We start from the raw sequence: 16,063 nt of genomic DNA, 5'->3' as shown, positions 1-16,063 counted from the left end.
CATGCGCGTCGTAACCTTCACGAGCGCCGCAGATGGCGCCATTGCCCGTATCGAAATGCCGATGCCGACGAAGGGCGGCAAGATGAAGCTGACCTGGAGCCCGGTCGTCATCCACGCCCCGACCGAGGACGAGGCCCGCACCAAAGCCGAGGACTTCTACGCCTCTGAGCTGGAGCGTCTGTCCACCAAGGAACAGAACATCGCCGCCGGTCGCGTCAAAGCCGCCGTCTCTCGCGCCAATGGTGCAGACCAATGAGCGGGTCGTCTCTCATTCAATCGCTTGAAGCGGCAGAGGGTGGGTCGCGGGAGTTGGATATCGCTTTCGGTCAGGCGCTCGGCATCATCGATGCTGACCTCGTCTACACTGCTCCGGATGGTTCTCGGATAGCGCGCGGGAACTGCGACCCTTGGCCTAACTGGACAACCAGCCTGGACGCGGCTGTGGCGGTGGCTGAGCGGGTGCTGCCCGATTACGAAGCGTCAGTCGCCCAACGCAAACCGCGCCATGGGGAGACGTGCGCAGAGTGGTGGCACGCCAGTTTGTTCAAAGTCCGAACGGGTGTTGTCTTCGGCTCTGGTCCGGACACTGTCTCGTTCAAAGCCAAAACCCCAGCCCAAGCCCTCTGCATCGCCATCCTTCGCGCAAAGGAGGGCGGACAGTGATCTACGGCTCCGTCTGCTCCGGGATCGAACCCGCCTCCGTTGCCTGGCATCCGCTGGGCTGGAGGGCCGCCTTCCTGTCCGAAGTCGAGGCGTTCCCTCACTCTCAGAATGAAAAGGTCGCCGCATGACCACCCAACCCCCTGTCGGCCCTCTGGATAGCGAGAGCGTTAAGCTGCTCGTGAAGGGGGATGTGCTTCGGTGCATCAAAGGCTCCGATGAGAGCCCCGCCATCGTTACCGGAGAAGTCGTCTCATTCATCCGCCCCTCGGGATCGGGTGGCGTTTCGAACTGCATCGTAACGACCGCCGACGATAGTTTCGGATATCGACCCGGACGCTTCACCTTCATCGGTCGCCCTGACGCAGACGGTTGGATGCTGTGGAGCGGCGGCGTGAACCCGGTGCCGGGGATGCGCGTGGAACTGAGGCTGAGGTCAGGAATAACCTCGGGCGCGTACTTGCCTGAGGAAATCGACTGGGAGCATCCGCGCTTTCTCGCCTTCCGCTTCTCATCGCAGGCGGGTGAGGGGGCTGTTGAACATGGATGGCAAAGCCCCCTTCTTGATACCGCCGCTGAGTACCTAAAGCTGCAGTACGGCGCATCGCATGGTCTAGACCATCCAATCGACAGGGCGCGTATTCTGTCAGCCCTCACCACCACCCCTCCGACCGATCCGCGCTTGGATCGTTTGAAGCTGGCGATCTGCGGCGGTGAAGACGTGCCGGGCGCAATCGCAGCGGTGACGGTCGAGGACTGCGAGCGGTTCCTTGTTGAAGAGCGCCAGCGTCACGAGTGGTCGGACACCAAGCAGGCGCGCTTGGATAGGGCGATAGAGGCGTTGGAGACGATTGACGCGGGCGGCCCCAACGCCGGTCCGGTCATCAAGAAAACTTACGCCCACGGATTCGACCAAGGAACCGCATGGGCCGGTCGTGTCGCTCGCCAAGCCCTCGCTGCCATTCGTGGAGAAGCACAATGACCACCACTGAAACGCGCCTGGTGCCGGAAGACCTGAAACTGGTCATCGCGCACACAATCATCGAAGAACTGCGCGCCCAGCATCCCGGCATCGAGCAGATCGACAACGAGCGCGGCGATCTCTGGATTCCTGGTGGTTCAACGCCTCAGTCGTCTGGCTGCATCGTTGATATCCATTCGATCGCACAGTCGGTCGAAGGCGAACTGAGCGCCATGCTGTCCGCCCTCCCACCCCGCGAGGAAGCCTCGGAAGGTTCGGGCGCATGGTCGAAAGACGACATTGAGGACCTGATTTCCGACGCACTGTCGGACAGCTTTGATTTGGACTGGGATGCTGGGGACGGCGCCAAGGCAGTTCTGAAAGCCATTGAGAGAGAGGGGCTGCTCGCCGCCCTCCGCGCCCATCCGCAGCCGGAACAGGGCGAGGCGCGCGGAGAGACGCGGGAGACGGTGGCGCTTCATTTGAAGCTGCTCGACACACTCAAGCCCTTTGCTGAGGTAGCTGAGAAGCTGAAGCATTGTCATGTGGTGGAGATTTGCGAGCCCACGCCCGACAACCCGTCGCGCAACATCATGCCTATGCCGCGTGAGTGGTTCGAACGCGCTGGTGACGACTTAGAGGCCATTGCTATCCGTCTTCACGCTGATGGCGCGCTGTCCGAAGGTCAGGCCTCAAAGCTGACCGGCATGGGCCGCATCGAAATCCGAAGGGAGGTTGATCGCCTCGCCCCTGTTGCCGGGGAGGGGGAGGTCACGCTTAACTGGCGCAAGGTCGAAACGAAGGCCTTGGAGGAATGGCGGGCCGAGTTCGGTGATTATGCTGTCATAGTCACTCACGGACACGACAACGTCTGGTCCTACCGGGTCAACAATGCAGGGCATCTTGGCTTCGCGTCGGCTGATGAAGCCAAGGGCCAAGCCCATGCCGCGTTGATGAAGCACCTTTCAGCCCGCCTCGCCAAGGCGCGGAAAACAGTCGCCCTCTATGACCGCCCATCTGCCCCAGCCCGATCCGAGGCCCTGGACGAAGGGGCGGCGGGGGAGCCTGTGGCGGGCTGGCGCTATCGCAGAAAGGGGCGCTCTGACACGCGCTGGACGCTCTGCGATGGAGAGCCGCGCATCAGGGACACGCACGACGTTCAGCCCCTCTACACCCACCCATCCCCGACACCCGCCGCCGATGCCATGCACTCGGAGCCTGACGATCCGACCGAAGAAATGATCCAAGCGGGGCTGAAGGTAGATTTCAGCAACGAAGACGAGCGCGGCGCGGTCATCAATCTGTGGCACGTCATGAAGGCTGCGGCTCCGCCAGCCGCCGATGACGACAGGGTGAGGGTGGCGGTCGAGGCGTTGGAGAGCATTGTTCAGCAGGCTGAGATTGCCGACGACCCGAACCATCACACGCTTGGCTTCATATTGAATCGCGCCAACGTCGCACTCAACACCATCTCCCACGATGGTGGGATGGCCCTCACAGTTACCGAAGAGGAAGTCTCTGTTCTCCTCGAAGTGATGTCCTACGCAGGAGATGAGGTCACCAATGCCAGCGCGGCAAATAGCCTGTTCCTGAAGGCCGAAGCCCTCGCCGCCCTGAAAGCGGGGGTGATCCAATGACCCCGCGCGAGAAGGTGGAGTTGAAGCCGTGCCCGTTCTGTGGCGGTCCCGCTGAGCGGGTGACGATCATGTCCCGTGTGGGCGTTCGCTGCGCCGACGCATTGTGCGCCGGTTCGCATCGGCTCCCCACTGAAGGAGAGGATTCGGCGGACCTCTGGAACCGACGCACCGCCCTCGCACCCGGCTCCGGCGATCCGATTTCTTTGCAGAAAGTGCAAACAAATGCTGGCGATCCTGATTTGCAAAAAATGCAATTCGGCTCCGGCGATCATGCTGAACTGGCGAGGCTGGCTGAGGCGGCGACGCCGGGGCCTTGGTCGTGTGTTGAGGGTTCTACCGCCTACCCAGAGTGCGACGACAGGGACTTCTGGGCAGCGATCCTCTCGCCAGCCGGAAAAGAGGTCGTCACTCTACATGAGCGAAGCGTCCTTGATGACCGCCGCGACTACGACTTCGACGCCGCCTTCATCTCCGCCGCCAATCCCGCCACCGTCCTAGCCCTCCTCGCAGAGATCGCGGCGCTGCGGGGTGATGTGAAAGTGGCGCGCGCTGACCTTGATCACCTGGAGGCGCATTTCCGTCAGCGCGACTTCGAAGCCGCCGAAGCAGAGCGCAAGCTGGCTGAGGCGAGGGGATGGATCAAGAAGCTGGACTGCGAGTGCGATCCGGCGTGGTCAACGCGTCAATGTGGACGCTGCACCTTCCTTTCAAGCACGGAGGCCGAACGTGGGTGAGGCAAACACATCGTTCGGCTGGGCGGTCCTTTACCCTCATGATCGCGGGTTCGGATCGCCGGGCGCGCCCGCAGTAGATAGCGTATCGCTCACGCGGGAATATGCCATGCAGCAGTTTGTTGCTGCTTGGCGGACATCAAATCACGACGGGATGACGCCATCTTCTGTCTGGCAGCGCGCCTATCGTCGTGGCTGGCGGCTGTCCCGTGTCGCGATCACTCCAGCCTTCGGAGCTGTCCAATGACCGACCCTATGGAACTGGTTGAGCGGCTGGAGAAAATCACGGCTAAGCCAGCTGGACCGGGCGGAATCATTCGCGCGAAGAAGCGGGATTTGATCGAAGCCGCCGCCTGCATCCGCGAGTTGGTGGAGTGGAGGCCGATTGAAACCGCGCCTCTCGACAGAACAGAGGTGGTCGTGATGGACGGGCTAGGCGTCTATGGCGGTGCGTGGTTCCACCCACGCGAGGCTGAATGGATCGACTGCGGCGGCTGCGTGCCCACCCATTGGCTCCCGCTCCCGCCCCCTCCCGCTGACAGAGGAGGGGTGTAGGATGGCCCGATACGCAGCAGACACGACCGTCAGCCAAGACCGCAGCCGGAACGAGATCGAGGCCACGCTGAAGCGCTACGGCGCCACCTCGTTCATGTATGCGACCGAGGAACAGGCCGCCATGATCGGATTTCGGATCAGCGACCGGCTGGTGAAGTTCGTCTTGCCGATGCCGGACCCCAAGGCGCGTGAGTTCACCCATACGCCTGCAAAGGGACAGGTCCGCAGCCAGGCCGAGGCTACGAAGGCGTGGGAGCAGGCCGGACGCCAACGCTGGCGCGCGCTTGCTCTTGTGATCAAGGCGAAGCTGGAAGCCGTCGCGGCGGGCATCACGACCATCGAAGACGAGTTCTTGGCGCACACGGTTCTGCCTGACGGCTCGACCGTGGGCCAGTTCATGCAGCCCCAACTCGCGATAGCCTATGAGCGCGGATCTATGCCGACGACTCTCATGCTCGCCAACCCAGACAGGAGCAAGCTATGAGCGCCGCACAACGCGAAATCCAAGCCGTCGTGATCATGAAGTACGACGCCGCTGGCGACCTCAGCGTTCACATTGCTGATCCGAACGGATCGATCGTAGTCCTGACCGTGGACGAAAGGACGCCTGACGACCTCGTGTATGAGCATCTTCATCGTGAGGAACCGGCAGACGTGCTTGCACATGCGCCGCGCCCCTGGGGCAGCTCTCAGGACGACTTCCACCAGCAGGCCGAAGTGAAGTTCCATCACGCGACCCACGGCCTACAGGTGGTCGAATGATCTCCACCGTACTGATCTGCGTGACGCTCGCGATGTCAGATGGGGATAGCGGGCGTTGTGTCACCTCAGACGGCGAGCGTCACCGCGTCCGCCTGGCTGGGATTGATGCCGGTGAGGTCGCGCCGTTCACCCGGTGCCGCCAGCGCCCCGACGTCTGGGCCTGCTCGCCGGTCGCCCGCGCGTCAGCGGATCGGGCAACCCAGCGCGCCCGTCGTCTCGCCGCCAACGGGGCCCGGTGTTCCGTGACCTCGACCGATCGATACCGGCGCAACGTCGCAGTCTGCACGGTCAACGGTCGTGACCTGGGCCGAACCCTTGTGCGTGAGGGTCTGGCCATCAGCGAAACCAACTTCGGCGATCCTTACCGACGTGAAGAGGATCAGGCCCGTCGAGAGAGAAGGGGTGTTTGGGAATGAGCGCTCGTTTTCGGAAAACAGAACTGACCCGCGCCGCGCTTGCCATGCGTGAGGCAGGGGTGGAGAACTATGAAATCACCTTCGATGACGATGGAAAACCCGTCGTGAAAGTCCGGCCGATGACGGCTGCAAATGACGCCGGCCATGACGTGGCAAGCGAGATAGAGGCGTGGGCGCGTGAAAACTCGAGCGACGCTGCCTAAGGGCGTCTGGTTTACCAAGAAGCGCCTCGCGAGCGGGGAGGTGGTCAGATACGGCTATCTTGGTCGGGGTCCTGGCATGGAGGCTTTAGGCCGGGAGGGTTCGCCCGACTTCCATATTCGCTTGGCTGAACTGCTGCGCCGCACGCCGACCGAGGGGAAAGTCGCTTTCCTGATCTGGCGCTACAAGTCATCGGCTGAGTTCGAAAAGTTGCGTCCGTTGACTCAGCGCGACTATCGCCGCCAGTTGGACAAGGTCCAGGCGAAGTTCGGCAAGCTGTCGATTGGCGCAATGAACGCGCCGCAGATCAGCGATCACATCTATCGTTGGCGGGACGATATGGCCAAGGCGTCTCCCCGCCAGGCGGACTATGCGATCTCGGTCCTTGCTGCGATGCTGACGTGGAGCGTTCGGCGCGGGCTGATCGACCATAACCGGGCTGCGGGCGTCAGTGACGTGTATGCCGCCAACCGGCGCGAGAATGTCTGGACGCCTGAACAGGAGGCCGACCTGCACGCCAAGGCGTCTGACCCGTTGCGATGGGTCGCGACCGTCGCGGTCGAGACGGGACTATCTCAACAGGATCTGTTGGTCCTCCCTAAGTCAGCGGTTCAAGGCGAGGTGCTTGTTTCGCGCAGGTTGAAGAACGGAACGCCGGTCGCGATCCCGATCTCCCCCAGGCTACGGACCGTCCTGAACGAGTTTCCCGCGACTGATTCGGTGATGCTGCTCAACAAGGCGGACGGAAAGCCATGGGACTTGAAGGGCAACGGCCTCCGCGCCGCCTTCCGTGATTCGTGCGCGGAGGCCGGGATTACAGGTCGGACCTTCCATGATCTCCGGGGCACATTCATCACTCGCAGGCGCACCTTGGGCTGGACCGCCGAAGAAACTGCCCTGTGCAGCGGACATAAAGTGAAGGGGGAGGAGGGGGCCCAGAGCGCTTATGTCGACCGCCTGAGTGTCGCTATCGCCAACGCAAATCGGCTCTGGCGCAGATATTACGGGCCGAACGGCGAACAAAACCTGCAAACTGAATTGCAAACTGAAAGCAAGAAAGCCGCCCCGAAGGGCGGCTAACTCGTTGAAATCGCGATGGAGGCCTGACCGGGAATCGAACCCGGGTGCAAGGATTTGCAGTCCTCTGCGTCACCACTCCGCCATCAGGCCGCTTTGTTCCCCGTTTTTTGCGGGGGCGGTCATCGCGAGGGGCGTTCGCTATCAGATCGGATTGTCCGCTGCAACGCACGGACCTATAAGCGCGGCAGAATTCCTCCCGGATCATCGTCAAAGGCTGTTTACAGATGGATTTCACCGCAGAGCGCAAGGCTATGGTCGACTCGCAGGTGCGGGTGAACGACGTGACTGAGCGCGCGATTCACTTGGCCATGCTGGCCGTGCCGCGCGAATCATTCTGTGCGTCGGACCGCGCCTTCGCCGCCTATTCCGAAGAAGCCGTCGTCATCGCGGGCGAGCGTCGCTTGATGCCGGCGCGTGATGTGGCCAAGCTGCTGCAGGCCGCCGATGCGCGCGAAGGCGAGAAGGCGCTGGCCATCGCGGCCCCTTACGCCGCCGCCGTCCTGGCCCGCATGGGCCTGAGCGTCACCGCGCAGGAAGCCGATCAGGCCGTATTCGATGTCGTGGGCGAGGCCCTGGCCGCCGAAGGCGTGGCCACGGTGGTTGCGCCGTTGGACCAGCCGACGGGCGAGGGCTGGGACGTGATCGTCTGCGAGGGCGGCGTCGCCGCCCTGCCGGAAAGCTGGGGCGCGGCGCTGCGTCCGGGCGGTCGTATCGTGGCGGTCGAGCGTCGCGGCGCCATCGGCAAGGCGGCCCTGTATGTGAAGGGGCGTGAAGGCCTGTCACGCCGTGAACTTTTCGATTCGTCGCCTGCGGTTCTTGCAGCCCTGACGCCGGCTCCTACCTTCGCGCTGTAATCGTTTTTGCAGCCGCGAAGGAAATCGCGGCCGCGAGCGTGAAAAAAACTTAACTGGCGTATGGTCGAGTGAGGCCGCAGTTACGCTGGCGTAACATCGGGCGCTCCTGGGGGAGCGTCAGGCAAGGACGGACAATGTTGAAACGCTCGCGTGTGCTGGCCTCGGCCGCTGTGGTGGCTCTTGTGAGCGGATTGGGCGCGCCTGCATGGGCCGAAACCCTGCAGGAAGCGATTGCTCTGGCCTATCGCACCAATCCCAACCTGTTGGCCCAGCGCGCCAACCAGCGCGCTCTGGACGAGACGGTGGTGCAGGCGCGTTCGGGTCTGCGCCCCACGCTCAGCGCCTCGGCCGGCGCCAATTACACCCGCACCTGGGCGCCGGACACGACCGTCAACGGCGTGACCATTGCGGGCGACACCGACACGAACGGCGGCAACGTCGGCGTCAGTGTCTCGCAGAACCTGTGGACCGCAGGCCGCACCACCCGCGCCATCGACCAGGCCCGCGCCAATGTGCTGGCTGGCCGCGAGAACCTGCGTGATATCGAACAGACGGTCCTGCTGTCGGTGATCCAGGCCTATGTGAACGTGTCGCGCGACATGGAGATCCTGCGCATCCGCCAGGAAAACCTGACCGTGCTGCAACGCCAGCTTCAGGAAACCAGCGCCCGTTTCGAAGTGGGTGAGATCACCCGCACCGACGTCGCCCAGGCCGAGGCCTCGCTGGCGCAGTCCGAGGCCGACCTGGCCAACGCCCAGGCGCAACTGTCGTCGTCGCGCGCGGCCTATGCCGCCGTGATCGGCCAGTCGCCGACTGATCTGGAGGCGGCTCCGGCCCTGCCTGCAGTGCCGACGGACTTCGACGCCGCGATGGAGACGGCGCTGGGCCGCAATCCGGGTGTTCTGGCCGCCATCTACAACCAGCAGGGCGCCGAGGCCGCTGTCGCCGCCGCCCGTTCCGAGTATCTGCCGTCGGTTCGCGCCACCGCCTCCTACGGCGGTTCGACCAATGATCTTGGCGATCTGGGCGAACTGACCGACCGTCGCAGCTTCCAGGCGGGGGCGACCCTGTCGGTGCCGCTGTTCACCGGCGGCCTGAACCAGTCGCGCGTCGCCCAGGCGCTGGAGCGCGCCAACGCGGCCCAGATCGGCGTTGAGGGTCAGCGTCGTGCGGTGTTGCAGGACGTCAGCACGGCCTATGCGCAGGTTCTGTCGACCCGCTCTGGCGTCGCGGCGGGCAACGAAGCGGTTCGCGCCGCATCGGTCGCCGCCGAAGGCGTGCGCCAGGAGGCCCAGGTCGGCCTGCGCACCACGCTGGACGTGCTGCAGCAGGAAGTGACCCTGCGTTCGGCCCAGACCGCTTTGGCCAACGCCAAGGCGGCCGAATATGTCGCGCGCGCCTCGCTGTTGAAGGCCATGGGCCAGTTGGAAGGTCCGAACCTGAATGCGGATCTGGACGTCTATGACGCGAAGGCGAACTATGACCACGTCCGCAATCGCGGCGCACTGCCTTGGGACGGCGTGATCGAGGCGCTGGATCGCGTGGCCTCGCCCCCGATCGTCGCCGCCAGCGACGCGCCGGACGCCCCGATCGACACCCAGTTGAAGGGCGAGGTTGTGCGGACCGCCCCGCGCAACTGAAGCTTTGGGGGCTGAAGTCCCCTAAAACGCCCGTTGATTCTGACGGGCGTTGATGCGACGACAACAGATCGGCGTCGGGTTTTCGCCCGGCGCCGTTTTTCTTCCGGCCTTCCACAAGGTTTAGACATGACCGATCAGTCCGCTCAGGAACCCACGATGGAAGAGATCCTGGCGTCGATCCGCCGGATCATTTCTGAAGACGAAGCCCCGGCTGAAACCCCGCCTGCAGCCGTGGCGCCGGAACCCGCGCCCGAGCCGGTCGCACCTGCTGAACCCGCGCACGAGATCGCGGCCGAAGCCATCGAGGACGATGTGCTGGACCTGACGGACCGTTATGAGGCGCCCGCTGCGGAAAGCATCGGCGATCTGGACGTTGTCGACGTCACGCCTGAACCGGAGCCCGAACCTTACTACGCCGAGCCCGAGCTGGCGCCCGTCTATGCCCGCGAGCCTGAGCCTGCGCCCGCCCCGGAACCCGCGCCGACTTATGACGCCCTGGTCGGCGAAAGCGCCGCCGCCAGCGCCGCGTCGGCCTTCGCCGGCCTGGCCGCCAGCTTCAAGAAGCCGGAACCCGCGCCAGCCGCAACGAGCGATCTGCCCTTCGTCAGCGGCAACACGGTCGAGGCCATGGTCGGCGAAATGCTGCGCCCGCTGTTGAAACAGTGGTTGGACGCCAACCTGCCGGGGATCGTTCAAGACGCTGTGCAAAAGGAAGTCGAACGCATCGCGCGCAGCGCCTAGCCCTTCAGTTGACCGCAGACTATTTGAGGGGCGGCTCCCGCAGGAGCCGCCCTTTCTCATTCGAGACCAGATGATGCTTGAGAAGACCTTCGAACCCCAGGCCGCCGAGCCACGCCTTTACGCCCAATGGGAGGAAAGCGGCCTGTTCGCGCCGCGCGCCGCCGCCCAGACGGACGGAGCGGCCGACGCCTATTCGATCGTCATTCCTCCGCCGAACGTGACGGGCAGCCTGCACATCGGCCATGCGCTGAATAATACGCTGCAGGACATCCTGGCGCGTTATCACCGCATGAAGGGCAAGGCCGTGCTGTGGCTGCCCGGCACGGACCATGCGGGCATCGCGACCCAGATGGTGGTCGAGCGCCAACTGGCGGCGGGCGGCAATATCGGCCGTCGCGACATGGGCCGCGACGCCTTCATCGAGAAGGTGTGGGAGTGGAAGGCCGAATCGGGCGGCACCATCGTGCGCCAGCTGCGCCGTCTGGGCGCGTCATGCGACTGGTCGCGTGAACGGTTCACGCTGGACGAGGGGCTGAACGCCGCCGTCCGCAAGGTCTTCGTGCAGTTGCACAAGGACGGCCTGATCTATCGCGACAAGCGTCTGGTGAACTGGGACCCCCATTTCCAGACCGCCATCTCGGACCTGGAGGTCGAGCAGCGCGAGGTGGACGGCGCCTACTGGCACTTCGCCTATCCGTTGGCCGATGGCGTGACCTATGAACACCCCGTCGCCTTCGATGAGGGCGGCAAGGCCACCGAGTTCGAAACCCGCGACTTCATCGTCGTGGCCACGACCCGGCCCGAGACCATGCTGGGCGACACCGGCGTAGCGGTTCACCCTGAGGACGAGCGTTACGCAGGTCTGGTGGGCAAGTTCGTGACCCTGCCGATCACCGGCCGCCGCATCCCCATCGTCGCCGACGACTACGCCGATCCGACCAAGGGTTCGGGCGCGGTGAAGATCACGCCTGCGCACGACTTCAACGACTTCGGCGTCGGCAAGCGGGCAGGGCTGGCGGCCTTGAATATTCTGGACGCCTTCGCCCGCATCGTCGCTGATGACGTGCCGGAAATCCCTGCTGAACTGGTGGGGCTGGACCGCTTCGCTGCGCGCAAAGCCATCGTCGCCCGCGCTGAAGAAGACGGCTGGCTGCGCGAGATCGAGAAGACCAAGCACGTCGTCCCGCACGGCGATCGCTCCGGCGTGGTCATCGAGCCGTGGCTGACGGACCAGTGGTACGTTGACGCCCACACCCTGGCCCAGCCCGCGCTTGCCGCAGTCGAGACCGGCACGACGGTGTTTGAGCCGAAATCCTACGAGAAGATCTACTTCGAGTGGCTGCGCAACATCGAGCCGTGGTGCATTTCGCGCCAGCTGTGGTGGGGCCACCGCATCCCGGCCTGGTACGGTCCGAACGGCGAAATCTATGTCGCCGAGACGGAAGCCGACGCCCGCGAACAGGCGATGGCCGACTATGACTCCGAAGTCGTCCTGACCCAGGACGAGGACGTTCTGGACACCTGGTTCAGCTCGGCCCTGTGGCCGTTCTCGACCATGGGCTGGCCCGAGAAGACCGAGGATCTGGAGCGGTTCTATCCGACCAGCGACCTGGTCACGGCGGCGGACATCATCTTCTTCTGGGTCGCCCGGATGATGATGATGGGCCTTCATTTCATGGACGGCGAAGTTCCCTTCAAGCGCGTGATCATCAACGGTCTGGTCCGCGACGAGAAGGGTCAGAAGATGTCGAAGTCCAAGGGCAACGTCATTGACCCGCTGGGCATCATCGACGAGCTGGGCGCCGACCCGTTGCGCTTCACCATGGCCATCCTGTCGGGCACGCGCGACATCAAGCTGTCGAAACAGCGGATCGAGGGCTACCGCAACTTCGGCACCAAGCTGTGGAACGCCGCCCGCTTCAGCCAGATGAACGAGGCGCGCCGCGTCGAGGGCTTTGATCCCGCCGCCGTGGAACAGACGATCAACCGCTGGATCCGTGGCGAACTGACCAAGGCCGAACGCGCCGTGTCCGAGGCCATCGAGGGCGGCCGGTTCGATGACGCAGCAGGGGCGCTTTACCGCTTCGTCTGGAACGTCTTCTGCGACTGGTATCTGGAACTGGCCAAGCCGGTCTTCAACGGCGCCGATGAAGCCGCCAAGGCCGAGACGCGGGCCATGACCGCCTGGACGCTGGACCAGACGCTGAAGCTGCTGCACCCGGTCATGCCCTTCATCACTGAAGAGCTGTGGGCGGAACTCGGCAAGGAAGGCCCGGCGCGCGACGGTCTGCTGATCGGCGCCGAATGGCCGGTGCTGCCGGACGCCTTCGTCGACGCCTCGGCCGAGGCCGAGATTGGCTGGCTGGTCGATCTGGTCGGTGAAATCCGCGGCCTGCGGGCGGAGATGAACGTGCCGCCGTCGGCCAAGCCGCCGCTGGCCTTCGTCGCACCCGACGCCGCGACCGCCGAGCGGATCACCCGTCACCGAGACCTGATCCTGACTCTGGGCCGTGTGTCCGAGGTCGGTTCGGCGGATGCTGCGCCGACGGGCGCCGTGACCTTCGTGTCCGGCGGTTCGACCATCGCCCTGTCCTTGGCGGGCATCATCGACCTGACCGCCGAACGGGCGCGTCTGGAGAAGGAAATCGCCGCCTTCGACAGCGATATCGGCCACGTGAACAAGAAGCTGGGCAACCCCAACTTCGTCTCGCGCGCCGCACCGGAAGTGGTGGACGAGCAGCGCGCCAAGCTGGCCGAAGCTGAGGCCGGCAAGGTCAAGCTGCAGGCCGCGCTGGCGCGTCTCAGCGAGATCGGGTGAAGACCCGTATCGACCAGCTTCTGGTCACGCGCGGTCTGTTCGACAGCCGCGCGCGGGCCAGGGCGGCGATCGAGGCCGGTCTGGTCGTCGCCGATGGCGTTACGGTGCAAAAGCCGTCCGAGCAGATCGCCGAGGACGCGGTGCTGGAGGCCCAGCCCGCGCATCGCTGGGTCGGGCGCGGCGCCTTGAAGCTGGATCACGCCCTGGGTCTGTGGCCGATAGTGGTCGAGGGCCGCGTGGCGCTGGACGTCGGGGCCTCGACCGGCGGCTTCACCGAGGTCTGTCTGGATCGTGGCGCGGCCAGGGTTTTCGCCGTCGATGTCGGCTTTGGCCAGATGCATGACCGGGTCGCCAGCGATCCGCGCGTCGTCAATCTGGAGCGGACCGATGCGCGGGACCTGACGAATGAGGTGATCCCGCAGGCGCCGTCCCTGATCGTGTGCGACGCCAGCTTCATCAGTCTGTCGAAAGTGCTGCCTGCGGCCTTGGCTCTGGCGGCGGACGACGCCGATCTGGTGACGCTGGTCAAACCTCAGTTCGAGGCGGATGGCCCTGGCGGCGTCGGCAAGAAGGGCGTGGTCAAGGACCGTGAGGCCCAGACGGCGGCGGTGCAGCGCATCGCGGACTGGCTGGAAGGCGTCGGCTGGGCCGTGCAGGCCACGACCGAAAGCCCGATCACCGGAGGCGACGGCAATGTCGAGTTCCTGCTATGGGCCAAACACGGCCTCAAGTAGCGCGACCACGCGGTAGGCCCAGCAACATGCGCCTCAAGCAGCGCGTCCGCGCGATAGGCGCCCACAAAAATGGAGAAACCGCCGAAGGACTGATCCTCCGGCGGTTCCCGTCACGTCGTCGATCGACAGGGGGGCTGATTATTAATCGACGACGCGATAGCGGCCGTACTGGTCGGGGCAGGTCCGCACATAGCGGGTGTCGCGACGACCATCCGGCAGACGGATTTCGCTCTCGGCGAGACGGCATCCATCTGAGTTCTGATAGGACTGAACCGGCTGCGACCGGTCGTTGTAATAGCCGCGGTCATCGCGGGCGTAGTCGTTACGGTCGTACTGGTCGTAGCCGTAGCTGTAGCCCTGATCGCCCGCGTAACGGTTGTCGTAATAGCCGTAGGTCTGCTGGCTGTAGCCATACTGGGGCTGGGTGTAGACCGGCTGGCGGTTGTAATAGCCGCCGCCCTGATAGCCCTGGTTATAGTAGCCGTCCTGACGATAGTCGCAGTTGTCCGCGCTGCTGCGGCCTACTTGAGAGCCGATCAGGGCGCCGACGACGCCGCCCAGGACGCTGCCCTCGGTGCGGCGGCCGCGTGCAGCCAGTTGCGAGCCGATGACGGCGCCCGCGCCGCCGCCGATGACGGCGCCCGCGCCGGTGCGGCCCTGACGTTGGGTCTGGCACGGATCATACTGATAGCCGCGGTTGTCATAGTTGTACGGGCGGCCATAGGCGCCGGTGCCGTAGTTCTGGGTGTAGCCGTAGTAGCTCTGGGCTTCGGCGGCCATCGGCGCGGCCAGGCCTGCGAAGGCGAGGGCGGCGGCCAGTGAGACAATCTTCGTGCGCATTTGGTTTGAACCCCTTCGAGGATCGGACGCGTTCCGTAACCGGAGAACGGCTGAACCCCGTGTCTGTTGCAGTGAGATGTAGATGACCGAAGCTGAACGCTATTTGAGCGGATTGTTCATCTTCGTTCATCTTGCGGGTGAAATTGGCTGGGTTGGCGTGATGGGGCGGGACGGCTAGAAGCCCGCCGATGGAAATCTTGAGCATCGACCGCGTCGGCGGGCAGGGCGACGGCGTCGCCAATACGCCGAACGGCCCGGTCTTCGTGCCCCTGACGCTGCCGGGCGAGAGCGTCCGGGCGGTGGTGACAGACGGCCGCGCCGAACAGATCGAGATCGTGACCGCCAGCGCGGACCGGATTGCGCCGGTCTCGCCCCAGTATGGTGATTGCGGCGGGTGTTCGCTGCAGCACTGGGCGGCTGAACCGTATCTGGGCTGGAAGCGCGAACAGGTCCGGCTGGCCCTGGCGCGCGAGGGTATCGAGACCGAGATCGAGGCGACGGTGGCGACGCCAGCGGGTACGCGTCGCCGGGTGGCGCTGCATGCGCGGCGGATGCCGGACGGACGGGTGGCGTTGGGCTTCAAGGCGCGGCGGTCGTGGCGTCTGGTCGAGGTGACGGCCTGTCCCATCGCCGATCCGCGTATCGTGGCGGCCATCCCGATGCTGGCCGAGGTCGCGGCGCCCCTGCTGGAGCATCCGAAATCCGCGCCGACCCTGCATGTGACCTGGACCCTGTCGGGGCTGGATGTGGACGTGACGGGGGTGGAGCGTCGCACGGGCGGCCTGTCCGGCGACGCACAGATGCGGGCGATTGCGGCGGCGCAGCGGGCCGATCTGGCGCGGCTGAGTCTGGCGGGCGACGTCATGATGATGACGCGCCAGCCCAAGGTGGCGTTCGGTCCGGCGACCGTGCCCCTGCCTGCGGGCGGCTTCCTGCAGGCGGTGCCGGAGGCCGAGGCGGCGATGGTGTCGCGCGCTCTGGCGGCGGTGAAAGGGGCCAAAAAGATCGCCGACCTGTTCTGCGGGGCGGGCACCTTTACCTTCCCGTTGGCGACCGTGGCGCCGGTGATTGCGGCGGATGCGTCCAAGCCGGGTATTGACGCGCTGAAGATCGGCGTCGGTTCGGCCAAGGGGATGAAGGCGATCACGGCGGAGGCGCGCGACCTGTTCCGCCGTCCGCTGACGCCGTTTGACCTGAAGGGTTGCGACGCCATCGTGTTCGACCCGCCACGCGCCGGAGCGATCGAACAGACGGCCCAGATCGCCGACACCAAGGCCAGCGTGGTCGTAGGCGTGTCGTGCAATCCGCAGACGTTTGCGCGGGATGCCCGGGTGCTGATCGACAAGGGTTTCCGTCTGGAGACGGTGACGCCGGTGGACCAGTTCCTGTGGTCGGCGCACGTCGAACTGGTCGGTGTTTTCAGACGATAGGCG

Annotated in this window: 17 protein-coding genes and 1 tRNA gene; 16 read left to right on the top strand and 2 right to left on the bottom strand. The window is 64.8% G+C overall.

The annotated features are described in order from the left end of the window. The first annotated feature begins 1 nt into the window (after position 1). The 10 genes from JKF87_RS05450 (at position 2) to JKF87_RS05405 (ending at position 7,003) form a co-directional block, all read left to right on the top strand. Positions 2-256, top strand: a complete 255-nt coding sequence (locus JKF87_RS05450; protein ID WP_201098046.1) for a hypothetical protein — start codon at positions 2-4, stop codon at positions 254-256. A gap of 531 nt (positions 257-787) precedes the next feature. After that, on the top strand, positions 788-1,642 hold the full coding sequence (locus tag JKF87_RS05445; RefSeq protein WP_201098044.1) for a hypothetical protein: 855 nt from the start codon (positions 788-790) through the stop codon (positions 1,640-1,642). Further along, positions 1,639-3,258: a hypothetical protein gene (locus JKF87_RS05440; protein ID WP_201098042.1), complete on the top strand. Its 1,620-nt coding sequence runs from the start codon at positions 1,639-1,641 to the stop codon at positions 3,256-3,258. The genes JKF87_RS05445 and JKF87_RS05440 overlap by 4 nt, the downstream gene beginning before the upstream one ends. Further along, positions 3,255-3,992 (top strand): Lar family restriction alleviation protein, encoded by a 738-nt coding sequence (locus JKF87_RS05435; RefSeq protein ID WP_201098040.1) that lies wholly within the window; start codon positions 3,255-3,257, stop codon positions 3,990-3,992. Before JKF87_RS05440 ends, JKF87_RS05435 begins: the two co-directional genes overlap by 4 nt. A gap of 240 nt (positions 3,993-4,232) precedes the next feature. Further along, positions 4,233-4,544 carry a hypothetical protein gene (locus tag JKF87_RS05430; protein ID WP_201098038.1) on the top strand — a complete coding sequence of 104 codons (312 nt, stop codon included), beginning with the start codon at positions 4,233-4,235 and terminating at the stop codon, positions 4,542-4,544. Between the two features lies 1 nt (position 4,545). After that, complete coding sequence (locus JKF87_RS05425) at positions 4,546-5,028, top strand: hypothetical protein (protein ID WP_236261120.1); 483 nt, start codon at positions 4,546-4,548, stop codon at positions 5,026-5,028. Then, on the top strand, positions 5,025-5,306 hold the full coding sequence (locus tag JKF87_RS05420; RefSeq protein WP_201098036.1) for a hypothetical protein: 282 nt from the start codon (positions 5,025-5,027) through the stop codon (positions 5,304-5,306). Before JKF87_RS05425 ends, JKF87_RS05420 begins: the two co-directional genes overlap by 4 nt. Next, a complete protein-coding gene (locus tag JKF87_RS05415; protein ID WP_201098034.1) occupies positions 5,303-5,722 on the top strand; it encodes a thermonuclease family protein in 420 nt (139 codons plus the stop codon). The genes JKF87_RS05420 and JKF87_RS05415 overlap by 4 nt, the downstream gene beginning before the upstream one ends. Further along, positions 5,719-5,925, top strand: coding sequence for a hypothetical protein (locus JKF87_RS05410; protein ID WP_201098032.1), 207 nt, complete (start codon positions 5,719-5,721; stop codon positions 5,923-5,925). Before JKF87_RS05415 ends, JKF87_RS05410 begins: the two co-directional genes overlap by 4 nt. Positions 5,926-6,046: 121 nt before the next feature. Next, on the top strand, positions 6,047-7,003 hold the full coding sequence (locus JKF87_RS05405; protein ID WP_201098030.1) for a site-specific integrase: 957 nt from the start codon (positions 6,047-6,049) through the stop codon (positions 7,001-7,003). Positions 7,004-7,019: 16 nt separating this feature from the next. Here JKF87_RS05405 and JKF87_RS05400 read toward each other — a convergent pair. Further along, positions 7,020-7,093, bottom strand: a tRNA-Cys gene (locus tag JKF87_RS05400). Positions 7,094-7,227: 134 nt separating this feature from the next. Here JKF87_RS05400 and JKF87_RS05395 point away from each other — a divergent pair. The 5 genes from JKF87_RS05395 (at position 7,228) to JKF87_RS05375 (ending at position 13,790) form a co-directional block, all read left to right on the top strand. Continuing rightward, the gene (locus JKF87_RS05395; RefSeq protein ID WP_201098029.1) at positions 7,228-7,857 is read left to right on the top strand and encodes a protein-L-isoaspartate O-methyltransferase family protein; all 630 of its coding nucleotides are present in this window, start codon (positions 7,228-7,230) and stop codon (positions 7,855-7,857) included. Positions 7,858-7,991: 134 nt separating this feature from the next. Beyond that, entirely contained in the window at positions 7,992-9,497 is a 1,506-nt protein-coding gene (locus JKF87_RS05390; protein WP_201098027.1) for a TolC family outer membrane protein, read from the top strand. Between the two features lie 126 nt (positions 9,498-9,623). Beyond that, entirely contained in the window at positions 9,624-10,238 is a 615-nt protein-coding gene (locus JKF87_RS05385; protein WP_201098025.1) for a DUF2497 domain-containing protein, read from the top strand. A gap of 73 nt (positions 10,239-10,311) precedes the next feature. Continuing rightward, on the top strand, positions 10,312-13,056 hold the full coding sequence (locus JKF87_RS05380) for a valine--tRNA ligase (RefSeq protein ID WP_201098023.1): 2,745 nt from the start codon (positions 10,312-10,314) through the stop codon (positions 13,054-13,056). Then, positions 13,053-13,790 (top strand): TlyA family RNA methyltransferase, encoded by a 738-nt coding sequence (locus JKF87_RS05375; protein WP_201098021.1) that lies wholly within the window; start codon positions 13,053-13,055, stop codon positions 13,788-13,790. The genes JKF87_RS05380 and JKF87_RS05375 overlap by 4 nt, the downstream gene beginning before the upstream one ends. A 141-nt stretch (positions 13,791-13,931) precedes the next feature. Here the strand turns inward: JKF87_RS05375 and JKF87_RS05370 are convergent, their stop codons facing one another. Then, a complete protein-coding gene (locus JKF87_RS05370; protein WP_201098019.1) occupies positions 13,932-14,630 on the bottom strand; it encodes a glycine zipper 2TM domain-containing protein in 699 nt (232 codons plus the stop codon). Between the two features lie 188 nt (positions 14,631-14,818). Here JKF87_RS05370 and JKF87_RS05365 point away from each other — a divergent pair, with 188 nt between their 5' ends. Further along, on the top strand, positions 14,819-16,060 hold the full coding sequence (locus JKF87_RS05365) for a class I SAM-dependent RNA methyltransferase (protein WP_201098017.1): 1,242 nt from the start codon (positions 14,819-14,821) through the stop codon (positions 16,058-16,060). Positions 16,061-16,063 lie beyond the last annotated feature (3 nt).

The sequence above is a fragment of the Brevundimonas nasdae genome (assembly GCF_016654005.1).
GTDB classification, from domain to species: domain Bacteria; phylum Pseudomonadota; class Alphaproteobacteria; order Caulobacterales; family Caulobacteraceae; genus Brevundimonas; species Brevundimonas nasdae.
The sequence above is the reverse complement of the archived record's forward strand: the minus strand, read 5'-3'. Positions and strand labels throughout refer to the sequence as shown.